The organism is Nonomuraea fuscirosea, assembly GCF_035917475.1.
Taxonomy (GTDB): domain Bacteria; phylum Actinomycetota; class Actinomycetes; order Streptosporangiales; family Streptosporangiaceae; genus Nonomuraea; species Nonomuraea fuscirosea.
Window position 1 is genome coordinate 4,863,132 of the sequence record NZ_CP109074.1, and the last position, 19,878, is coordinate 4,883,009.

16 protein-coding genes are annotated in these 19,878 nt (G+C 72.6%); 9 read left to right on the top strand and 7 right to left on the bottom strand.

Annotation, left to right across the window (positions count from 1 at the left end):
- Positions 1-27: 27 nt before the first annotated feature.
- The 4 genes from OIE67_RS22385 to rfbC are packed head-to-tail and all read right to left on the bottom strand — an operon-like array spanning position 28 to position 3,580.
- Positions 28-948: an ACP S-malonyltransferase gene (locus tag OIE67_RS22385; RefSeq protein ID WP_326643364.1), complete on the bottom strand. Its 921-nt coding sequence runs from the start codon at positions 946-948 to the stop codon at positions 28-30.
- Entirely contained in the window at positions 945-1,844 is a 900-nt protein-coding gene (locus OIE67_RS22390; RefSeq protein ID WP_326643366.1) for a proline iminopeptidase-family hydrolase, read from the bottom strand. Before OIE67_RS22390 ends, OIE67_RS22385 begins: the two co-directional genes overlap by 4 nt.
- A gap of 3 nt (positions 1,845-1,847) precedes the next feature.
- On the bottom strand, positions 1,848-2,963 hold the full coding sequence (locus OIE67_RS22395; RefSeq protein ID WP_326643368.1) for a DegT/DnrJ/EryC1/StrS family aminotransferase: 1,116 nt from the start codon (positions 2,961-2,963) through the stop codon (positions 1,848-1,850).
- A complete protein-coding gene (gene rfbC, locus OIE67_RS22400) occupies positions 2,960-3,580 on the bottom strand; it encodes a dTDP-4-dehydrorhamnose 3,5-epimerase (protein ID WP_326643370.1) in 621 nt (206 codons plus the stop codon). Before rfbC ends, OIE67_RS22395 begins: the two co-directional genes overlap by 4 nt.
- A 153-nt stretch (positions 3,581-3,733) precedes the next feature.
- On the opposite strand from rfbC, the gene OIE67_RS22405 reads away from it, so the two are divergent.
- The 7 genes from OIE67_RS22405 (at position 3,734) to OIE67_RS22435 (ending at position 12,006) form a co-directional block, all read left to right on the top strand.
- Complete coding sequence (locus OIE67_RS22405; protein WP_326643372.1) at positions 3,734-5,989, top strand: penicillin acylase family protein; 2,256 nt, start codon at positions 3,734-3,736, stop codon at positions 5,987-5,989.
- 74 nt (positions 5,990-6,063) lie between these two features.
- Entirely contained in the window at positions 6,064-7,482 is a 1,419-nt protein-coding gene (locus OIE67_RS22410) for an acyl-CoA carboxylase subunit beta (protein ID WP_407674876.1), read from the top strand.
- Positions 7,483-7,573: 91 nt separating this feature from the next.
- Positions 7,574-8,911, top strand: a complete 1,338-nt coding sequence (gene ccrA / locus OIE67_RS22415) for a crotonyl-CoA carboxylase/reductase (RefSeq protein WP_326643376.1) — start codon at positions 7,574-7,576, stop codon at positions 8,909-8,911.
- A gap of 15 nt (positions 8,912-8,926) precedes the next feature.
- Positions 8,927-9,925: a 3-oxoacyl-ACP synthase III family protein gene (locus OIE67_RS22420; protein ID WP_326643378.1), complete on the top strand. Its 999-nt coding sequence runs from the start codon at positions 8,927-8,929 to the stop codon at positions 9,923-9,925.
- Positions 9,922-10,782, top strand: coding sequence for a 3-hydroxybutyryl-CoA dehydrogenase (locus tag OIE67_RS22425; RefSeq protein ID WP_326643380.1), 861 nt, complete (start codon positions 9,922-9,924; stop codon positions 10,780-10,782). Before OIE67_RS22420 ends, OIE67_RS22425 begins: the two co-directional genes overlap by 4 nt.
- A gap of 13 nt (positions 10,783-10,795) precedes the next feature.
- Positions 10,796-11,845 carry an alpha/beta hydrolase gene (locus OIE67_RS22430; RefSeq protein ID WP_326643382.1) on the top strand — a complete coding sequence of 350 codons (1,050 nt, stop codon included), beginning with the start codon at positions 10,796-10,798 and terminating at the stop codon, positions 11,843-11,845.
- 2 nt (positions 11,846-11,847) lie between these two features.
- Complete coding sequence (locus OIE67_RS22435) at positions 11,848-12,006, top strand: hypothetical protein (RefSeq protein ID WP_326643384.1); 159 nt, start codon at positions 11,848-11,850, stop codon at positions 12,004-12,006.
- On the opposite strand, the gene OIE67_RS22440 is transcribed toward OIE67_RS22435, so the two are convergent.
- Positions 11,946-12,704, bottom strand: coding sequence for a thioesterase II family protein (locus tag OIE67_RS22440; protein WP_326643386.1), 759 nt, complete (start codon positions 12,702-12,704; stop codon positions 11,946-11,948). The two genes, OIE67_RS22435 and OIE67_RS22440, sit on opposite strands and share 61 nt — an antisense overlap.
- A gap of 315 nt (positions 12,705-13,019) precedes the next feature.
- Here OIE67_RS22440 and OIE67_RS22445 point away from each other — a divergent pair, with 315 nt between their 5' ends.
- On the top strand, positions 13,020-15,923 hold the full coding sequence (locus tag OIE67_RS22445) for a helix-turn-helix transcriptional regulator (RefSeq protein ID WP_326643388.1): 2,904 nt from the start codon (positions 13,020-13,022) through the stop codon (positions 15,921-15,923).
- Positions 15,924-16,139: 216 nt separating this feature from the next.
- Here the strand turns inward: OIE67_RS22445 and OIE67_RS22450 are convergent, their stop codons facing one another.
- A complete protein-coding gene (locus OIE67_RS22450) occupies positions 16,140-17,684 on the bottom strand; it encodes an MFS transporter (RefSeq protein WP_326643390.1) in 1,545 nt (514 codons plus the stop codon).
- A gap of 407 nt (positions 17,685-18,091) precedes the next feature.
- Between OIE67_RS22450 and OIE67_RS22455 the strand changes: the two genes are divergently transcribed.
- Positions 18,092-18,910, top strand: coding sequence for a TetR/AcrR family transcriptional regulator (locus OIE67_RS22455; protein WP_326643392.1), 819 nt, complete (start codon positions 18,092-18,094; stop codon positions 18,908-18,910).
- 7 nt (positions 18,911-18,917) lie between these two features.
- On the opposite strand, the gene rfbA is transcribed toward OIE67_RS22455, so the two are convergent.
- Complete coding sequence (rfbA, locus tag OIE67_RS22460; RefSeq protein ID WP_326643394.1) at positions 18,918-19,802, bottom strand: glucose-1-phosphate thymidylyltransferase RfbA; 885 nt, start codon at positions 19,800-19,802, stop codon at positions 18,918-18,920.
- Positions 19,803-19,878: the final 76 nt, after the last annotated feature.

The following is a 19,878-nucleotide window of genomic DNA, read 5'->3' on the forward strand; positions in this document are numbered from 1 at the left end:
ACACCGGGTCTTCTCAGCACCGGCCGCTCAGAACCGGCCCCGCAGGGCCGATCTCGGGTTCACGGCGACCACGGTGAAGTTCCGTGTGGTGACCGGCACCCGGCCGAACAGGCTGTCCTGGCCCGTCACGCAGAGCCGGGTCACGCCGCGCCGCAGCATCGACTCGACCGCCGACGGCCAGGACGGCGCCCGGACGAAGGCGTCCAGCAGCAGCGTGCGCACCTGCTCCCCCGTGGTGAGCGCCGCGCCACCGGCGTCGTCCAGCACCGGCAGCTTGGGGTCGGCGAACTCCAGCCCCGAAAGGACCTCCCGCTCGACCGTGCGGCGCAGCGGCGCGAACGCGGCGGCGTGCATGGGCGGGCGCATCGTGTAGAGCGACAGGCCGCCGGCCGTGCGGATCCGCGCGTCCAGCCACTCCAGCTCGGTGCCGGGCAGCGACAGCATGACGAAGTCGTGGTCCACGCGGCACGACAGCTCGTGCCAGATGCCGCGCCGCTCCAGGTCGTGCATGATCTCCGCCTGCGCGGGTCCCGGCACGCGGACGAAGGAGTGGGTGACGACGCCGGGGTGGGCGCCGGCGAAGTACTCCCGCGTGTGCCGGGCGATCTCGGCCGTCATGCGCACGGCCTGCTCGAAGCCGAGCACCTGCGCGTACGCGGCGGCGGCCTTCCCGCCGAAGCTGGGCCCCACGCACAGCTCGGGCGTGAGGCCGAGCTCGCGTTCGGCCCAGGAGGCCAGCGCCAGGCAGTTCACCAGGAACGCCACCTGCGCGGCCTCGCTGTAGTCGTCGTCCGCCGCGGCGTGCCGTTCGGCCACGGGGTAGCCGACCGTGTCGGAGGCACGGCCGAACAGCTCCCGCGCCACGGGGTCGCGTTCCAGGAAGGCGGCCGCCTCCCCGGCGTCCGTGGGCCCCATGCCGGGGAAGACGAAAGCGGTGCCGCCGCTCATCCGCACTCCTTCAGAAAATCGAGCAGGACCCGCGTGAAACGCTCCGGCTCCTCCAGGTGGGGGGTGTGGCTGGAGTTCTCGAAGATCTCCCACCGCACGTCGGGGATGAGCTCGACGTACGGCCGCACGGTCGCCGGGGTGGCCTCGTCGTGCCGCCCCGAGATGAGCAGGGTGGGCACGTCGATGTCGGCGACCAGATCTTCCACGCCCCAGTCGCGCAGCGACCCGATCACGTGGAACTCGCTGGGCCCGTTCATCGCGTAGTAGACGGTCGGATCGTTGTAGATCTCCATGAAGGTGGCCTGGAACTCCCCAGGCCAGGGGGTCAGCCGGCAGACGTGCCGGTTGTAGAAGATCATCATGGCGTCGAAGTACTCGCGCGAGTCGGTGGTGCCTGCCTCCTCGTGCGCGCGCAGCACGTCGTCCACGCCGGGCGGCAGCCGGCCGCGCAGCACCGCCATCTCCTTCAGCCATAGCGGGTACGACGCGGGGGCGTTGGCGATCACCAGCCCGCGCAGGCCCGGCGGCCGGGCGGCGGCGTGGGCGGCGCCCAGCATCCCGCCCCACGACTGCCCGACCACCACGTAGCCGTCACGCAACCCGAGCCGGTCGAGCAGGTTGTCCAGCTCATCGAGGAACAGCCGCGGCGTCCAGAAGCCGGGGGGCGCGTCGGGCAGGTGGGTGGAGCCGCCGTTGCCGAGCTGGTCGTAGTGGATCACGGGATAGCCGTGGCCGGCCAGCGCGGCCAGGCTGACGAGGTAGTCGTGGGTGCTGCCGGGGCCGCCGTGCAGCGCGACGACGGCGGGACCGGCGCCGGGCAGCTCGCCGGTGCGCCGGTACCACGTCCGGTACGGCCCGAACGGCAGGTGACCCTTGGCGGAAGGAGCGCGGGACATCGTTCACCAGCCCCGCTTGACCGTGTCGGCGATGTGCCGGCGCTGCTCGTCGCTCACCCACCACCCCACCGGGACGCACACGACGCGCGGGGCGACGGCGTCGAGGCCGGGCAGGTCGGCGGCGAACCCGCGCACCACGGAGTGCTTGTCGTTGCGCTCGTGCACGTTGCTCGCCATGATTCCGGCCTCGTTCATGCGCTTGACGAACCCGGCCCGGTTCTCGACCTTCATCGGATAGATCCAGAACGAGTGCGTACGGTCGCCGGCCCGTTCGGTGAGCTCGACGCCCGGCACGCCCGCCAGTTCGGCGTCGTAGAAGGCGGCGTTCTCCCGCTGCCTGGCCAGCGCCCGCTCGGCCGTGCCCAGGTTGGCCAGGCCGACGGCGGCGTTGATGTCGTTCATGTGGAACTTGTAGCCCCACTCGGCGACGTCGGGCGGGTTGGTCAGCCGGTCGGCGGAGCGTTCGATGCCGAACCAGCGCAGCAGCCCGGCGCGCCGGTGCAGCTCCGCCGTCGGCAGGGCCAGCGCGCCGCCGTCGCCGCAGGTCAGGTGCTTGATGGCCTGGAAGCTGAAGACGGAGACGTTGCCGTGCGCGCCGATCGGCGTGCCGTCGTAGGAGGCGCCCCAGGCGTGGGCGCAGTCCTCGACGACCGGCGGCCGGAACCCGTGCAGCGCCTCGGCCCGGTCGAGCACGGCCTCCAGCCTGGCCAGGTCCACGGGGTAGCCGGCGAAGTGCACGACCACGATGGCGCGCGTGCTGGGGGTGATCTTCCTGGCCAGGTCGTCGAGGTCGATGTTGAGCGTGGCCGGGTCGACGTCCACCCACTTGATGCGCAGGCCGTTGGCCAGGATCGCCCAGTTGGTGGCCTCCATGGTGAGCGGCGTGGACAGCACCTCGCCGCCGCTCGCCGGCCGGTGGCCGGTGACCAGGCGCAGGGCCAGGGTCAGGCCGGCGGTGCCGCTGTTGACGGTGACGACGCGCGGGTTGCCGACGCGCGCGGCCAGTGCCCGTTCGAACGCCTCGACCTTGGGACCCTGGCCGACCATGCCGCTGCCGAGCACCTCGGCGGCCGCCGCCGGGGCCTCGGCCGACATGGCGACCTTGAACAGCGGGATCATCGCCGGTCACCGCCCACGGCGAGGCCGTCGAGGCGGGCGTACAGCTCCTGGCAGTCGGCGTAGGCGGGCAGCAGGCCGCGCTCGGCCGCCTCCCGCAGCGTGGGGGCGGCGCGGTCCTTGTCCGACATCAGCGGCTCGGGCGTGACGGGCCAGGGCAGGTTCAGCTCGGGGTCGAGCGCGTTGATCTGCACCTCGCGGCCCGGCGCCCAGGTGCTGGAGCACAGGTAGACGACGGTCGCCTCGTCGGTGAGCGGGGCGAAGCCGTGCGCGAGGCCCTCGGCCAGGTAGAGCGCGCGCCGGTTGTGCTCGGTCAGCTCGGCGGCGACGTACTCGCCGTACGTGGGGGAGCCCAGCCGGATGTCCACGACGATGTCGATGATGCCGCCCTGCGGGCAGGTGACATATCGGGCCTGGCTGGGCAGCGCCACCGCGTGCAGGCCCCTGATCGTGCCCCGCCGGGACAGCGAGCAGTTGACCTGCGCCACGTTCAGCTCATGGCCGACGTCCCGCTGGAAGGCGGGCTGGCTGAACAGCTCCAGGAAGTGGCCTCGGTCGTCGGGGTAGATCACCGGCTCCGCCAGGAAGGCGCCGTCCACGTCCAGTCGGTGCAACTGCATTGGTGTGACCTTTCGAAGGGCCTGGCTGACGTTTCATGGTCGGCCGCGCGCGAGCCGCCGAACAACCCCCTACCAACCCTTATCGTGCGGCCGCTCCCCTAAACGGGGGTAATGCCGTTGACCGGCTTCCCCGGCGCCCGTTTGATGCCTGTCATGGGGAGAATTCTGCTGGCCGTCATACTGCTGGCCGTACCGCTGCACTTCATTCCGGAGAAACGATTCCAGGTGCCCGGATTACGCGCGCCCGCGGAGATAATCGTGGACCGCTGGGGAGTTCCGCACATTTACGCGGGCAACGATCAGGACCTTTTCCTGGCGCAGGGTTTCAACGCCGCGCGGGACCGGCTGTTCCAGCTCGACCTGTGGCGGCGGCGCGGGCTCGGGCTGCTGTCGGAGGTGTTCGGTCCCGAGCACGCCGAGCGCGACCGCGCCGCCCGCCTGTTCCTCTACCGGGGCGACATGGCCCGCGAGTGGGCGGCCTACGGCCCCGGCGCGCGGCAGGCCGCGGCCGCCTTCACCGCGGGGATCAACGCCTATGTCGCGCACCTGGAGGAGAACCCGGAGGCGATGCCGCCCGAGTTCACCCGCCTCGGCTACCGCCCGTCCCGGTGGCGGCCCGAGGACGTGGTGCGCGTCCGCAGTCACGGCCTGGCGATGAACCTGACCACCGAGGTGCTGCGCGCCGCCGTCGTGTGCAAGGCGGGCATCGAGGCCGACCGCAGGTTGTGGCGGCTCCAGCCCGCGCACGAGACGCGCGTGCCGCGCGGGCTCGACCCGTGCGCGATCCCCGCCGACGTGCTGCGCGTCTACCTGCTCGGCACACAGGGCGTCAGGGTCGAGGGGAACGGGCTGGTCGCCGAGCCGCGGGCGGTGCCGGGTACCAGTTCGGGGGGCAGCAACGCGTGGGCGGTCTCGCCCGGCCGCACCGCGACGGGCCGGCCGGTGCTGGCCTCCGATCCGCACCGGTCGCTCACCGCGCCGGCGCTGCGGTATCTCACCCACCTGTCGGCCCCCGGGCTGGACGTCATCGGCGCGGGCGAGCCGGCGCTGCCCGGCGTCTCGATCGGGCACAACGGCACGATCGCGTTCGGCCTGACCGTCTTCGGGATGGACCAGGAGGACCTGTACGTCTACCGGACCAAGGGCGGCTCGTACGCGTACAAGGGCGGGTGGGAGCCGTTCCGCGAGGTCACCGAGCAGATCGCCGGGCAGCCCGCGAAGCTGACGTTCACCCGGCACGGGCCGGTCATCGCGACCGACCCGGAGCGCGGCCTGGCGTACGCGCTGCGCACCGCGTGGCTGGAGCCCGGCACCGCGCCCTACTTCGGTTCGATGCGTTACCTGCGCGCCCGCGACTTCGGCGGCTTCACCGAGGCCATGCGCACCTGGGGCGGCCCGCCGGAGAACCAGGTGTACGCCGACGCCCGCGGCCACGTCGGCTGGGTGCCCGGCGGCCTGGCCCCCAAGCGGGCCGGCTACGACGGCCTGCTGCCGGTGCCCGGCGACGGCCGCTACGAGTGGGCCGGTTTCCGCGACGGCCGCGAGCTGCCCCGCCTGCTCGATCCGCCGGCCGGGTTCGTGGCCACGGCCAACGAGTACAACCTGCCGCCCGGCTCGCCGGTCGTCGGGTACGAGTGGGATCAGCCGTTCCGGCGTCAGCGGATCGACGCGGTGCTCTCCGCCGACCGGCGCGCCGACGTGCGGAGCTCGGCCCGGCTGCAGAACGACGTGGTGTCCCTGCCGGCCAGATCGCTGGTGGCGCTGCTGCGCGACCTGACCACGAAGGACCCGTCGGCGGCGCGGGCGCTGGTGGTGCTCAGGGGGTTCGACGGGGTGTGCGCGGTGGACTCCGGGCCCGCCGCCCTGTTCGAGACGTGGCTGACCCGCCACCTCGGCCCCGGGTTCGTCGCGGAGGCGGGGCTGCCGCCGGAGGTGCCCTTCTTCGACCTGCGCACGATGCTGGAGGAGCTGGCGCGCGGCGGCCACGAGGCGCTGATCGTGCGCACCCTGTCCGCCGCCTACGACGACGTGGCCGCCCGGCTCGGCCCGGACCCGGCCGCCTGGCGGTGGGGCGACCTGCAGAGCACGACGTTCACCTCCGCCGCCGGCGACGACGTGGGGCCGTTCCCGCGCGGCGGGTCGGCGTACACGGTGAACGCCTCGACCTACCTTCCCGGCGATTTCCGGCACGTTTCGGGGGCGTCTTTCAGAATGGTGCTGGACGTGGGCGCCTGGGATAATTCGATCGCGATCAACGCCCCCGGGCAGTCCGGTGACCCGCGCGACCCGCATTATCGCGACCTGGCCGCGTCGTGGCAGCGCGGCGAGTATTTCCCGCTCGTTTACGGCCGGGCCGCCGTGGAGTCAGCCGCGGCCCGGCGGATAACGCTGACACCGGTGTCGGGATAGGGGTGGTAAGGGGTTGGTCCGGTCACCGCCCCGCGGTTAGCGTGCATTTGCCTTTACCTCTCCGCGACGAACGGATGACGGCGTTGACGGTCATTGCTGAAAATTCCCGGCTGGATGGCCGCGCGCCCGCCGTCCGCCTGTCCCGGCTGCTCGACCCGGGCTCGGTGACGTACCTGACCGAGAGCGACGCCACCGGCGTGGCGACCGCGCGGGGCAGGATCGGCGGCCGTTCCGTGCTCGCCTTCTGCACCGACGCGGCCGTCATGGGCGGCGCGCTCGGCTCCGGCGGTTGCGACCGGATCGTGGCGGCCATCGACCGGGCGGCCCGCGAGGGCAGCCCGGTGCTCGGGTTGTGGCACTCGGGCGGCGCGCGGCTGGCCGACGGCGTGGAGTCGATGGACGGCGTGGGGCGGGTGTTCACCGCCATCACGCGGGCGTCGGGCCGGGTGCCGCAGATCAGCGTCATCCTGGGCCCGGCCGCCGGTGCCGCCGCCTACGGCCCGGCGCTCACCGACGTGGTGATCATGGCGGAGTCCGCACGGATGTTCGTGACGGGACCCGACGTGGTCCGCAAGGTCACCGGCGAGGAGATCGACATGGAGGAGCTCGGTGGCCCCGCCGCGCACGGCGTCAAGTCCGGGGTCGCCCACGTGGTCACCACGACCGAGGAGGCCGCCTACGCCACCGCTCGCCAGCTCACCGATCTGCTGGCCGGCCCCTCGTTGTTCTCCCCTCGCACCGCGGGCGACTGCGACGGGCTGGCCGATCTGCTGCCGGAGAGTCCCCGCCGCGCCTACGACGTGCGGCCGCTGGTCAGGGCGATCCTCGATCCCGGGCAGCCGTTCGTCGAGCTGCAGCCGCGCTGGGCGCCGAACATCGTGATCGGCCTCGGCCGGCTCACCGGCGGCGCGGTCGGCGTCGTCGCCAACAACCCGCTGCGCAAGGGCGGCTGCCTCGACTCGCTCAGCGCCGAGAAGGCCGCCCGCTTCGTCCGGATGTGCGATGCGCTGGGCGTGCCGCTCGTCGTCCTCGCCGACGTGCCCGGCTACCTGCCGGGCGTGCGGCAGGAGTGGGACGGCGTGATCAGGCGGGGCGCCAAGCTGCTGCACGCCTTCGCCGCCGCCGAGGTACCGCGCGTGACGCTGGTGACGCGCAAGGCGTACGGGGGTGCGTACATCGCGATGAACTCCCGCTCGCTCGGCGCCACCCGCGTCTTCGCCTGGCCCGGCACCAGCATCGGGGTGATGAGCGCCGAGGCCGCGGCCGGCATCGTGCACCGCAAGGAGCTGGCCAGGGCGCCCGAGGCGGAGCGCCCCGCGTTGCACCGGATCCTGGCCGAGCGGCTCGACCGCGAGAGCGGCGGCGTGGACAGGGCGCGGTCCCTGGGCGTCGTCGACCAGATCATCGACCACACCGCGACCCGGCGTGAACTGTCCGCGGCGCTGGCCGCGGCGCCCTCCAGGCGGGGCCCGCACGCCAACATCCCGCTGTGAACCGGCAGTGAACCGGCCGGAGGCGAACCGGCCCGGGAGCGAACCCGCCGGAAGTGAACCCGCCGGAAGCGAACCGGAAGGACGAAGCGTCATGGATGCCCTGACCGAAGCCGTGCTGAGCGGTGCGAGCCCGGACGAACTGGCCGCGGCCCCGGTGCCCGGCGACTATCTCGCCGCCCACCTGCGGGTCGAGGACGTGCACATGTTCGACGGCATGAACGACGGCGACGACAAGGACGTGCGCAAGTCGCTGCGTGTGGGCAGCGTGCCGATGCCGGCGCTGGCCCCGGACGAGGTGCTGGTCGCGGTGATGGCCAGCTCGATCAACTACAACACGGTGTGGTCGGCGATGTTCGAGCCGCTGCCGACCTTCGGCTTCCTCGAACGCTTCGCCGCCACCGGCGGATACGCCCGGCGCCACGACCTGCCGTACCACGTGCTCGGCTCCGACGGCGCCGGCGTGATCGTCCGGGTCGGCGACGGCGTGCGCCGCTGGCGTCCCGGTGACCACGTGGTCATCAGCCCGTCGTACGTGGACGACCAGGAGCCGGCCACGCACGGCGACGGCATGATGGGCGCCGAGCAGCGGGTGTGGGGCTTCGAGACGAACTTCGGCGGGCTCGCCCACTACACGGTCGCGCGGGCCAGCCAGCTCGCGCCCAAGCCGGCCCACCTGACCTGGGAGGAGGCCGCGTCCATAACGTTGTGCGCGGTCACCGCGTACCGGATGCTGATCAGTCAGCGGGGCACGCCGATCAAGCTGGGCGATCTGGTGCTGATCTGGGGCGCGGCGGGCGGGCTCGGCGCGTACGCGGTGCAGATGGTCAAGGCGGCGGGCGGCGTCCCGATCGGCGTGGTCGGCTCGGAGCGCAAGGCGGCGCTGCTGCGCCGGCTCGGCTGCGACGTCGTGATCGACCGCAACGAGATCGGGCTGGGCGGCCGGGCGCCGGCCACGCCGGGCGAGACGATCGCGGCGGGCAAGCGGCTGGGCCGGGCCATCAGAGCGGCGACGGGCGAGGATCCGCACGTGGTCTTCGACTACGTGGGCCGCGACACGTTCGGCATCTCGACGTTCGTGGTCCGCCGTGGCGGCGCGGTCGTCACGTGCGGATCGAGCACCGGCTTCGCCCACGAGTACGACAACCGTTACCTGTGGATGAACCTCAAGCGGATCGTCGGCAGCCACGCGGGCAACCTCCAGGAGACGTGGGAGTGCCTGCGGCTGTTCGCCAAGGGCGTGCTGGTGCCGACGCTGGCCACGCAGTACCCGCTGGAGGACGTCGCCGAGGCGGCCAGGCTGGTGCAGCTGAACGAGCATCAGGGCAAGGTCGGCGTGCTCTGCCTGGCTCCCGAGCCGGGCATGGGCGTGACCGATCCCGGTTTCCGCGCCCGCGTCGGCGAGGATCGTCTGCACGCCCTGCGCGGCTGAGGCGGGAGCGACAACGTGCGTGCCGTGGGAATCGTCGCCACCGGCTCCTACCTGCCCAAGGAAGAGGTGGGCAACGAGGAGCTGGCCGCGGCGGCGGGTGTCACACCGGAGTGGATCCTCGCCAGGACGCGCATCTCGTCCCGCCGTTTCGCGGCGGCCGGCGAGAGCACCGCCGACCTGGCCGTGCGCGCCGCGGAGCGGGCCCTGGACCGGATCGACCCGGCCGAGCTGGGCCACGTCATCGTCTCCACCTCCACGGCCGACACCCCGCAGCCGCCCGTCTCGGTCACCGTGCAGCACGCGGTCGGCGCGACCGGCGCGGCCTGCTTCGACGTCAACGCCGTGTGCAGCGGCTTCGTGTACGGGCTGGCGGTGGCCAAAGACCTGGTGGCCGAGAGCGGCCGGCCGGTGCTGGTGGTGGCCGCGGACGTGTACTCGCGCATCCTGGACTTCTCCGACCGGCGCACGGCCGTGCTGTTCGGCGACGGGGCGGGCGCCGCGGTGGTCGGGCCGGTCCCTGGGCCGGCCCCTGGATCGGCCCCTGGATCGGCCCCTGGATCGGCCCCTGGATCGGCGCCGTCCGGCTTCCTCGGCTTCGAGCTGGCCTCGGACGGCTCCCGGCAGGGGCTGATCAGGGTGGAGGACGGCTTCTTCCGGATGGAGGGCCGCCAGGTCAAGGAGTTCGTCCTCGAGCGGGTGCCGCCGGCGCTGGCGGCCCTGGCCGCCCGGCACGGGCACAGCCTCTCCGACGTGGACGTGTTCATCCCCCACCAGGCCAACGGCGTCCTGGTGACGGAGCTGGCCGAGCGTGCGGGGCTGGGAGGCGCGCTCATGCCCCGCACGGTCGACCGGTACGGGAACGTGGGCAGCGCCTCGGTGGCGGTGACCCTGGACGAGGCGAACAGGGCCGGAATGGTGCGGCACGGGGATCTGGTGCTGCTGGCCGGGTTCGGCGGCGGGATGGCGATCGGGGCGGGCCTGCTGCGGTGGGCGGCGCAGGAGGAGGAACGATGAAACAGCCGGAGAAGATCGGCGTGGTCGGCTGCGGGCTCATGGGAGCCGGCATCGCCGACGTGTGCGCCCGCGCGGGCCTCGACGTCCGCGTGGCCGTCCAGTCCCCCGCCGCGGGCGGGCGCGGGCTGGAGCGGGTGACCCGCTCGCTCGGCCAGGGCGTGCGCAAGGGGGCGATCACCATGGAGGCGCGGGACGCGGCGCTGGCCCGCGTCTCGTTCACCACGGACCTGCACCAGCTGGCCGACAGGGAGCTCGTGGTCGAGGCGGTCCCCGAGGACGAGGCGCTGAAGCTGCACGTGTTCGGCGAGCTCGACAAGATCATCGAGGATCCGCTGGCCGTCCTGGCCTCCAACACCTCCTCCATCCCGATCATCCGCATGGCCAGGGCCACCAGCCGGCCCGAGCGGGTGATCGGGGTGCACTTCTTCAGCCCGGTCCCGCTGCTGCCGCTGGTCGAGCTGGTCGCCTCGTTGCTGACGGCCGAGCACACCCGCGAGCGGGCCGCCGCGTTCGTCTCCGGGGTGCTGGGCAAGGAGGTGATCGAGTCGCAGGACCGGGCCGGCTTCCTGATCAACACGCTGCTGATCCCGTACCTGCTGTCGGCCATGCGGCTCGTCGAGTCGGGCTTCGCCGACGCCGAGATGGTCGACAAGGGCATGACGCTGGGCTGCGGTCATCCGGTGGGGCCGCTGCGGCTGGCCGACCTGATCGGGCTCGACACCGTCACCTCCATCGCCTCGGCCCTGTACCAGGAGCTCAAGCAGCCGCAGCTCGCGCCGCCGCCGATCCTGTTGCGCATGGTCGAGGGCGGCCTGCTCGGCAGGAAGACGGGCCGCGGGTTCCACGCCTACACCTGACGAGGAGAGATTCTTGCCGTACGCCTTCGATCCGGAGCTGGTCCCCTACGCCGAGCTGATCCCGTCCGTGCCGTTGAGCGAGGTGATCAGGCGGGACGGCCCGCCGCCCGATCCGGGTCTGCTCGCCGAGATCGAGCGGCGGCTGCCGGCCTACACGCCGCGGCGCGAGGTGACGGTCGAGGACCGGCGGGTGCCCGGCGGCTCGCCTCTTGAGACGTCTGGCGGGCCGCACGGCGAGGCTCCCCGTGAGACGCCCGGCGGTGCGGCCGGCGGTGCGGCCGGCGGTGCGGCCGGCGGTGCGGCCGGCGGGGTGCCGGTGCGGGTCTTCCGGCCGCGGGCGGAGGGGCCGCTGCCCGCGATCGTCTACCTGCACGGCGGCGGCTTCGTCTCGGGCGAGCTCGACTACTTCGGCGTACGGTGCCTGCGGCTGGCCGACCTGGTCCCGGCGGTCGTGGTGGCGGTGGACTACCGGCTGGCGCCGGAACATCCGTACCCGGCGGCGCTCGACGACACCTACGCCACCCTGGAGTGGCTGGCGGGCGCGGCCGGGGAGCTGGGCGTGGACCCGGACCGGATCGCCGCCGCCGGTGACAGCGCGGGCGGCAACCTGGCCACCGCGCTGGCGCTGCTCACCCGCGACCGGGGCGGTCCGCCGCTGCGGTTCCAGTTCCTGGACGTGCCCGTGACCGACGACCGGCTGGCCACACCCTCGATGCGGGCCTTCACCGACACGCCGATGTGGAACCGCCCCGACGCCGTGCTGAGCTGGCGCTACTACCTCGGCGGTGACGGGATCGCGCCGCCGTACGCGGCGCCCATCAGAGCCGCCGACCTGAGCGGGCTGCCGCCCGCGTTCGTGGCGGTGTGCGAGTTCGACCCGCTGCGCGACGAGGGCATCGCGTACGCGCAGCGGCTCGTGCAGGACGGCGTGCCGACCGAGCTGCACCTCTATCCCGGCGCGTTCCACGGGGCGGCGATCATCGCGGACGTGGCCCTGACACGGCGGATGAACGCCGACATGATCGCCGCCCTCCGCCGCGCGCTGCACCCCAGGGACGACTGACCGTGCGGCCCCGCAGGCGGCCGACCCGGCGGACGGCCGAGCGGACGGCCGAGCGGGTGGACGAGCGGGTGGACGAGCGGGTGGACGAGCGGGTGGACGGTCAGGACGGGACGGTCGTGGCGGCGTGCTCGCGGATCAGGGAGGCGATCCCGGGCAGGTGATCGGTCAGGTAGAAGTGGCCGCCGGGGAAGGTGTGCAGGCGGAACGCTCCGGTGGTGTGCGCGCGCCAGGCCGCCACGTCCGCGACCGGGGCCCTGGGGTCGTCCTCGCCCGTCAGCGCGATCACCGGGCAGCCCAGCGCCGGCCCGTCGGCGTGCCGGTAGGTCTCGACGGCCCGGTAGTCGGCCCTGATCGCGGGCAGCGCGGCGCGCATGAACTCCTCGTCCTGGAGCAGCACGGAGGCCGTGCCGCCGAGCGCGCGCACCTCGGCGAGCAGGTCGGCGTCGGGCTTGCGGTGCAGCCCGCGATCACGCACGAACGAGGGCGCCGGCCGGCCGGACACGAACACGCCGGCCGGGACGACGCCGGACCGCTCCAGGCGCCGCGCCAGCTCGTAGGCCACCACCGCGCCCATGCTGTGCCCGAAAAGGATCAGCGGCCGGCGCGTCCACGGGCCGACCTCGGCGGCGATCAGGTCCGCCATGTCGGTCACCCGGTCCACGCACGGTTCGAGCCGCCGGTCCTGCCGGCCCGGATATTGCACGGACAGCACCTCGGCCCACTCGCCGGCCAGGCGCGCGACGGGCATGAAGAAGCCGGCCGAGCCGCCCGCGTGCGGCAGGCACAGCAGCACGGGTCCGTCTCCCGGCCGCCGCGCGAAGCGCCGGATCCAGTCGCCGGGTGTCGTGTCGTCGTCCATGAGGCCAATAACATCCTTACTTCAGATAGCGCGATTATTTAATATTCGAGGACGCGGCCCGGGGCCGCAAACCCCTAGTTCGCGCGGTTCCGATAGGGGGCCGCCGCTAGCCGGGTAAAACACACGATGCGACCTCGTACGGCGTGATGAAATGATGAATTACGGCCATCGCGTGATGAATAACTAAGGCATTGCTTAGTTAGCGGGAATAGGTACAGAATGTTGAGGTCTAGACGGATTTGCGACTGTAACTGTGTGCGGGACAGGGTGGATCGACGCTGCACCTGAGCCACGCACAGGCAACCGGGGAGCCTGATGTTACTGATCGACCGTACCAGCGAATTGTCCCTGCTGAATAGCCAGCTGAACCTGACTGCGCAGGCCGGCGGCCGTGTCGTCGCCATCACTGGGCCCACTGCCGCGGGCAAAACTGAGCTCGTTTACGCCTTCGGCCAGGATGCGGTCAAAGCGGGCGCCACATGGCTGAGCGCGACCTGTTCACGTACCGACCGCAATTTATCACTGGGGGTGATCAGCCAGCTATTCCACAGCGCCGCCCTGCCGATGGAACTGGCCTCGCAGGCGGCCGAGCTGATCGAGAGCATGACGTTCGACCGGGCGCGCGCCGAGCCGCCCGCCACCGACGACCGGGCTTGGCTGCACATGACGCAGCGGTTGTGGTCGGCGGTGCTCGAACTCTCGGACGGCGCGCCGCTGCTGATCACGGTGGACGACGTGGAGCACGTCGATCCGCCGTCCTGGCACCTGCTGCTCCACTTCGTCCAGCGGCTGAAGAGCAGCAACGTGTTCCTGGTGGTGACCACGACCGAGGACACCCACGGGATGGAGCCGATGGTGGAGATCGCGCTCACCCGGCACCCGCACTACCAGCGCGTCAGGCTCGGCCTGCTGCCGCCCGATGGGGTGCGGCGCATGTGGGAGCAGCGGGCGGGCGGGCCGGCGGCGCACGTGCTCGGCCCGCCGAGTCACGCGGTCACGGGAGGCAATCCCCTTCTGGTCAAAGCATTGATCGAGGACTACGTGACCGCCGGCGAGAACGCGGGCGAACTGCTGGTGGGCTACGCGTTCGCCCGCTCGGTCCGCGCGGTGCTGCACCGGGGCGACCCGACGGTGCTCCGGACCGCCAGGGGGCTGGCGCTCCTGGGAGAGGCGGCGCCCGCCCAGCTGCTGCCCGAACTGCTCGGGCTCAGCCCCGTCGTGGTACGGCAGGCCATGGGCGTGCTGCGCGGGATCGGGCTGCTGGAGTCGGGCGGCTTCCGGCACGCCGCCGTACGCACGGCCGTGCTCGACGGGATGAGCGAGGAGGAGCGCACCTCGATGCACGCGGGCGCCGCGCGGCTGCTGCACGCCGAAGGCGCGGTGCCGTCCGCCGTGGCCCGGCACCTGCTGGAGTCCGGCTGGGCCGGCGAGCCGTGGGCGCTGGCAGAGCTGCGGGTGGCCGCCGACCAGGCGCTGCCCGGCGACCAGCCGGAGTTCGCGGTACGGTGCCTGAAGCTGGCGATCGAGGTGTGCGCCGACGACGAGGAGCGCACCAGGCTCGTGGCCGCGCTGGCGCGGGCGGAGTGGCGGTTCAACCCCGCCGTGGTCAGGCAGCATCTCGGCCCGCTGGCCGAGGCGGCGCGGGAGGGCCGGCTGTCCTTCGACGACACCACGACCCTGCTGCGCTACCAGCTCTGGCACGGCGCGCTGGAGGCCGCGGGCGACACGCTGCGCGGGCTGCGCGATCCGGCCGACGACGAGGCGGCGCAGCGGCTCACGGCCACCGAGGACTGGCTGGCCACCACCTTTCCCGAAGTCGGGAGCGAGGCCCCGGGCGGCGCGCCGGGTGAGACCCGCGGTGAGGCCCCCGCCGGGCTTCGCATCGGGCGCCGGGGCCGGGCTCGCGGCGAGAGGCCCCATGACGGGCGTGGCGGGATACCCAGTGGAAGTCAGAGCGGTGGACGAAGTGGAGGACGCGGTGAGAGGCAGAGTGACGGGCTCGGTGAAGGCGGACGCAGGCCGGGCTCGTGGGGTGTCTGGCCCGCGCAGGGGCCCAGCCTGCTGGCCGCCGTGCTGCGTGACGGGCCGGAGGAGGCCACTCTGGACGGCGCCGTACGGACCCTGCAGTCGGTCACGCTCGACGACGCGAACCTCGACACGATGGAGGCGGCGCTGTCGGCGCTGATCTACTCCGACCAGGCCGACCGCGCCGAGCCCTGGTGCGACCGCCTGTACGAGGAGGCGGTGCTCCGCCGCTCCCCCACCTGGAGCACGCTGCTGGCCGCCGTCAGGTCGGCCATCGCGATCCGGCAGGGTGACCTGATCGCCGCCGAGAAGTACGCCCACGCCTCCCTGTCCCCGCTGCCGCCACGCGGGCTCGGCGTCTTCGTCGGCCTGTCGCTGGCGGCGCAGATCAGGGCCTCCACCGAGATGGGCCGCTTCGACGAGGCCGCGCAGTACCTGCGCCGCCCGCTGCCGGAGGGGCTGCTGCAGACCCGGTTCGGCCTGCACTATCTCCAGGCCAGGGCGCACCACTACCTGGCCACCGGCCAGGCGCAGGCCGCCCTGCGCGACTTCACGACCTGCGGGAGCCTGATGCGGTCGTGGGGACTGGACACGCCGGGGCTGGTGCCGTGGCGGCACGGCGTGGCGACGGCGCTGCTGCGGCTGGGCCAGCGCGGCAAGGCCCGTGCGGTGCTCGGGCACTCGTACGCGCTGCCGGGCGAGGAGTCGCCGCGCATCAGGGGCATGTCGCGCCGGGTGCTGGCCGCGGCCAGCGACCTGCCGCAGCGGCCCGCGCTGTTGCGGGAGGCTGTGGACCTGCTCCAGGCCGGCGGGGACAGGCTGGAGCTGACGTACGCGCTGGTGGACCTGACCCACGCGCTGAACGAGCTGGGCGAGTCGAACAAGGCGCGGCTGGTGGGCCGGCAGGCGGACAAAATAGCCGGCGAGGTCCAGGCGGAGCCGCTGCGCAAGGCGGTCGGCCCGGTGGAGGAGCCGGCCGGGAGCGGGGAGGAGGAGTCGCTGAGCCTGCTGAGCGACGCCGAGCAGCGGGTGGCGTCGCTGGCGGCCCTGGGGTACACGAACAGGGAGATCTCCAAGAAGATCTACATCACGGTCAGCACGGTCGAGCAGCATCTCACCCGCATCTACCGGAAGCTGGACGTGAAGGGCCGCAGGGACCTGCCCGACCAGTTCCGCCGCCTGCAGATGCGCTGACGACCCCCCGCCATCCTTGACAAGGGCGTCCTGGTGCCACCGGCCCGGATTTCCGCTCGGAAGTGTGTGGAATTGCCCCCCGCGCATTTCCACGCGGCGACGAGCGGAAATCCGGCCGGTCCAGGATCGCGGAATCCCTGTCGCGGGTGGCGAGCCGCGGGTTCCGGTCGCGGGTTGGGGGGATCGCGGCTTCCCGGCTGCGGGTTCCGTTCGATGTCATGGGTGCACGCGCCCGCCGTCCTCGCCGGACACCACGCCGGCCTCCAGCCGCCGCAGGGTGACGGCGGTCAGCAGCGCAGCCGCGCCGAGCATGCCCGCGGCCACCGCCGCCGAGAGCTGCATGCCCTCGGTGAAGGCGGCGCGGGCGGAGCCGAGCACGGCGTCGGCCAGGTGGCGCGGCAAGTCCACGGCCACGCCGGCGGCGCCGCCGAGCGTCTCCCCCGCGACCCGCGCCACCTCGGGCGCCAGCCCTTCGGGCGCGACGAACGCCGAGCGGTACACCGCCAGCCCCATGCTGCCCAGCACCGCCACGCCCAGGGCCCCGCCCAGCTCGGTGGCCGCCTCCAGCACGGCCGACGCGGAGCCGGCCCGCTCGGGCGGGGCCACGGCCACCACCAGATCGGAGGCGAGCGCCTGGACGACGCCGATGCCGCCGCCGAGCAGCGCCAGCCCGGTGATGAGGATGGCGTCGCCGCTGCCGGGACCGACCTGGGCGAGCGCGACGAAGCCGGCGCAGGCGACGAGCATGCCCGCCGCGATGGTCGGCCCCGGCCGGAATCTGGACACCAGCGCCGCCCCCACCAGCGCGCCGACCAGCGCCATGCCGGCGGCGGGCAGGGTGAGCAGACCGGCCACGAAAGGCCGCAGCCCGAGCACCATCTGCAGGTACTGGGAGACGAAGTAGAACACGCCGACCAGGGCGAAGATCGCCAGGGTGTCGGTCAGCAGGGAGACGCCGAACCCGCGGTCGCGGAAGAGGCTCAGGTCGAGCATCGGGCTGGCCAGCCGGCGTTGGCGCCGGACGAATCCGAGCCCGAAGAGCAGGCCCAGAGCCATGGCCCCGGCGACCTCCAGCCCCGCGCCTCCTCCGGCCAGTTGCTTGATCGCGTACACGACGGGAAGCACGGCGGCCAGCGACATGACCGCGCTCCACAGGTCGAACCGGCCGGGCCGGGGATCGCGGTACTCCGGCAGCAGCAGCGGCCCGAGCGCGAGGAGCAGCAGCATGATCGGCACGTTCATCAGGAACACGACGCCCCACCACGCCTGTTCGAGCAGCCAGCCGCCGACGATCGGGCCGAGCACGCTCCCGCCCGCGAAGCTCGCCGCCCAGAGCGCGACGGCGGTCCGTCGCTGGGCCGGGTCGTGGAACATGTTGCGGATCAGCGCCAGCGTGGGCGGCATGAGCGTGGCCGCGGCCGCTCCCTGCAGGGCGCGGGCGACGATGAGCAGTTCGGCGCTGGGCGCGTAGGCGGCCGCGGCCGAGGTCAGCCCGAACGCCGCCGCGCCCCACAGGAGCAGCTTCCTGCGGCCGATCCGGTCGCCGAGGGACCCCATGGCGATGAGCAGGCCGGCCAGCAGGAAGGCGTAGATGTCCACGATCCACAGCAGCTCCGTGCCGCTCGGCCGCAGGTCGACGCTGAGGAAGGGCACGGCGAAGTAGAGGACGGTCACGGTGATGGAGACGAGGAGCACGGGCAGGACCAGGACGGCCAGCCCAAGCCATTCCCTCCGCCCGGCCTTGGGTGGGGCTCCGTTCACGTTGGCGCTCCTATGTACGGCGTACATCATTAACGGTATACAGCGTACCCGTTCCTGGCTGCCACTCGGCCGACACTATCGGGAGTGGACCTTGACACCACGGTAGATTGTGATCCTGTAGTCGTACAGAGGCACCGCGTCACATCATTACGTCACGGAGCCGGAACGCTTTCGTCACACACCTCCTGTGTTAGAATTCGTGACCGGAGGACGCCATGCTGACCTGCGCGCAATGTAGTAAGCCCATCGACGCCCCACCCCGCGGGCGGCGGCCCCGATATTGCTCCCGCTCGTGCCAGGCCCGTGCTTACCGGGCGCGGGCGGCCGTCAGGAAGGGCGCTCCGCCGCGCTCCGCCGTCAACGGGGAGCTGCCGCCGCGCACCCCGCCCGCCCGGCCGCCCGAGGGCATGAGCGTGCAGCAGATCGTGCGGGCCGCCATCGAGATCGCCGACCGCGAGGGCCTCGACGCCGTCTCCATGCGCCGGATCGCGACGCAGCTCGGACTCGCCACGATGTCGCTCTACCGGTTCGTCTCCGGCAAGGACGCGCTGATCGACCTGATGGTGGACGCCGTGCACGCGGTCCACGACGAGAACGGCGGCGCCGTGCCCGTGGACGCGGGCTGGCGCACCCGGTTGGAGTTCGCCGCCCGGCGCGAGTGGGGGATCTATTCCCGGCATCCGTGGGTCCTGCGGATCGTGGCCACCCCGCAGCCGCCGGTCGGGCCCAACGTGCTGGCCGACGTCGAGCGGCTGATGCGGGCCATGGACGGGCTCGGGCTCGACGCCGTGACCATGCACTGGGTGGCGATCGCGGTCGGCGCCCAGGTGCAGGGAGCCGCGCTGCTGCTGGTCAACGAGCTGGAGACGAAACGGCGCACCGGCCGCACCACCCAGCAGTGGCGCAACGACAAGTCGCCCGCCATCAGGGAGCTGCTCGACTCGGGCCAGTTCCCGATGCTGACCCGCCTGTTCGAGGAGCAGGAGGACGTGGCCGACATCAACGCCTGGTTCGAGTTCAGCCTGGGGCGGCTCCTCGACGGCCTGGAGGTCTTCGTGGACGGCCGGGCCGGCGTGGACAGCCGGGCCGGCGTTGCCGGACGAGCCGGCGTGGAGGGACGGGCCGGCGTGGAGGGACGGGCCGGCGTGGAGGGACGGGCCGGCGTGGACGGCCGGGCCCGCGTGGCCGGACGAGCCGGCGTGACGGGCGCCAAGGCCACCTGCTGAACCGAGCTCAGCCGGGGCGGTGTCCGAGCTCCACCGCCACCGCGCGGACGTACTTGCCGTAGTCGGAGGGGGCCAGCTTCTCCCCCAGCCGGTGGCACGCGGCCGGGTCGATGAAGCCCATCCGCAGGGCGACCTCCTCCACGCAGGCGATCCGCACCCCCTGCCGCTTCTCCAGCGTCTGCACGTACTGGCTGGCCTGCAGCATCGACTCGGGCGTCCCTGCGTCCATCCACGCGAATCCCCGCCCCAGGTCCACCAGCCGCGCCTTGCCTCGTTCCAGGTAGACGCGGTTGACGTCGGTGATCTCCAGCTCGCCCCTGGCCGAGGGGCTGAGGTTCTTGGCGATGTCAACGACGTCGTTGTCGTACAGGTAGAGGCCCACGACCGCGCGGTCGGAGCGGGGGCGGGCGGGCTTCTCCTCCAGGGAGACGAGCCGGCCCTGCGCGTCGGTCTCGGCGACGCCGTACCGGTGCGGGTCGGAGACGGGGTAGCCGAACAGCACGCAGCCATCCACGTTCTGGACGTTGCGCTGGAGCAGGTCGTAGAAGGCGTTGCCGTGAAAGACGTTGTCGCCCAGCACCAGGGCGACGGAGTCGTCCCCGATGTGGTCGGCGCCGATGACGAACGCGTCGGCCAGGCCGACCGGCTCGTCCTGCCGGGCGTAGCCGATGTCGAGGCCGAGATGCCCGCCGTCGCCCAGCAGGCGGCGCAGGTTGGGCAGATCGGCGGGCGTGGAGATCACCAGGATCTCCCTGATGCCCGCCAGCATCAGCACCGACAGCGGATAGTAAATCATCGGCTTGTCATTGATCGGCAGCAGTTGTTTGGATATGCCGAGTGTCACCGGATACAGGCGCGTGCCGTGCCCGCCGGCCAGAACAATGCCTTTCACCGGAAAATCCTTTCGCCTGTGAACACATTATCGGCAAGCCTGACCCCGTCCATGTCCGGCGGCAACCCCGCCTCCC

Excerpts from the sequence above, each read along its gene's own strand:
- OIE67_RS22405 (WP_326643372.1), top strand. The coding sequence starts at position 3,734 with ATGGGGAGAATTCTGCTGGCCGTCATACTGCTGGCCGTACCGCTGCAC.
- OIE67_RS22440 (WP_326643386.1), bottom strand. The coding sequence starts at position 12,704 with ATGGACGACGACACGACACCCGGCGACTGGATCCGGCGCTTCGCGCGG.
- OIE67_RS22425 (WP_326643380.1), top strand. The coding sequence starts at position 9,922 with ATGAAACAGCCGGAGAAGATCGGCGTGGTCGGCTGCGGGCTCATGGGA.
- OIE67_RS22385 (WP_326643364.1), bottom strand. The coding sequence starts at position 948 with ATGAGCGGCGGCACCGCTTTCGTCTTCCCCGGCATGGGGCCCACGGAC.
- OIE67_RS22395 (WP_326643368.1), bottom strand. The coding sequence starts at position 2,963 with ATGATCCCGCTGTTCAAGGTCGCCATGTCGGCCGAGGCCCCGGCGGCG.
- OIE67_RS22410 (WP_407674876.1), top strand. The coding sequence starts at position 6,064 with ATGACGGCGTTGACGGTCATTGCTGAAAATTCCCGGCTGGATGGCCGC.
- OIE67_RS22455 (WP_326643392.1), top strand. The coding sequence starts at position 18,092 with ATGAGCGTGCAGCAGATCGTGCGGGCCGCCATCGAGATCGCCGACCGC.
- rfbC (WP_326643370.1), bottom strand. The coding sequence starts at position 3,580 with ATGCAGTTGCACCGACTGGACGTGGACGGCGCCTTCCTGGCGGAGCCG.
- OIE67_RS22390 (WP_326643366.1), bottom strand. The coding sequence starts at position 1,844 with ATGTCCCGCGCTCCTTCCGCCAAGGGTCACCTGCCGTTCGGGCCGTAC.
- ccrA (WP_326643376.1), top strand. The coding sequence starts at position 7,574 with ATGGATGCCCTGACCGAAGCCGTGCTGAGCGGTGCGAGCCCGGACGAA.
- OIE67_RS22445 (WP_326643388.1), top strand. The coding sequence starts at position 13,020 with ATGTTACTGATCGACCGTACCAGCGAATTGTCCCTGCTGAATAGCCAG.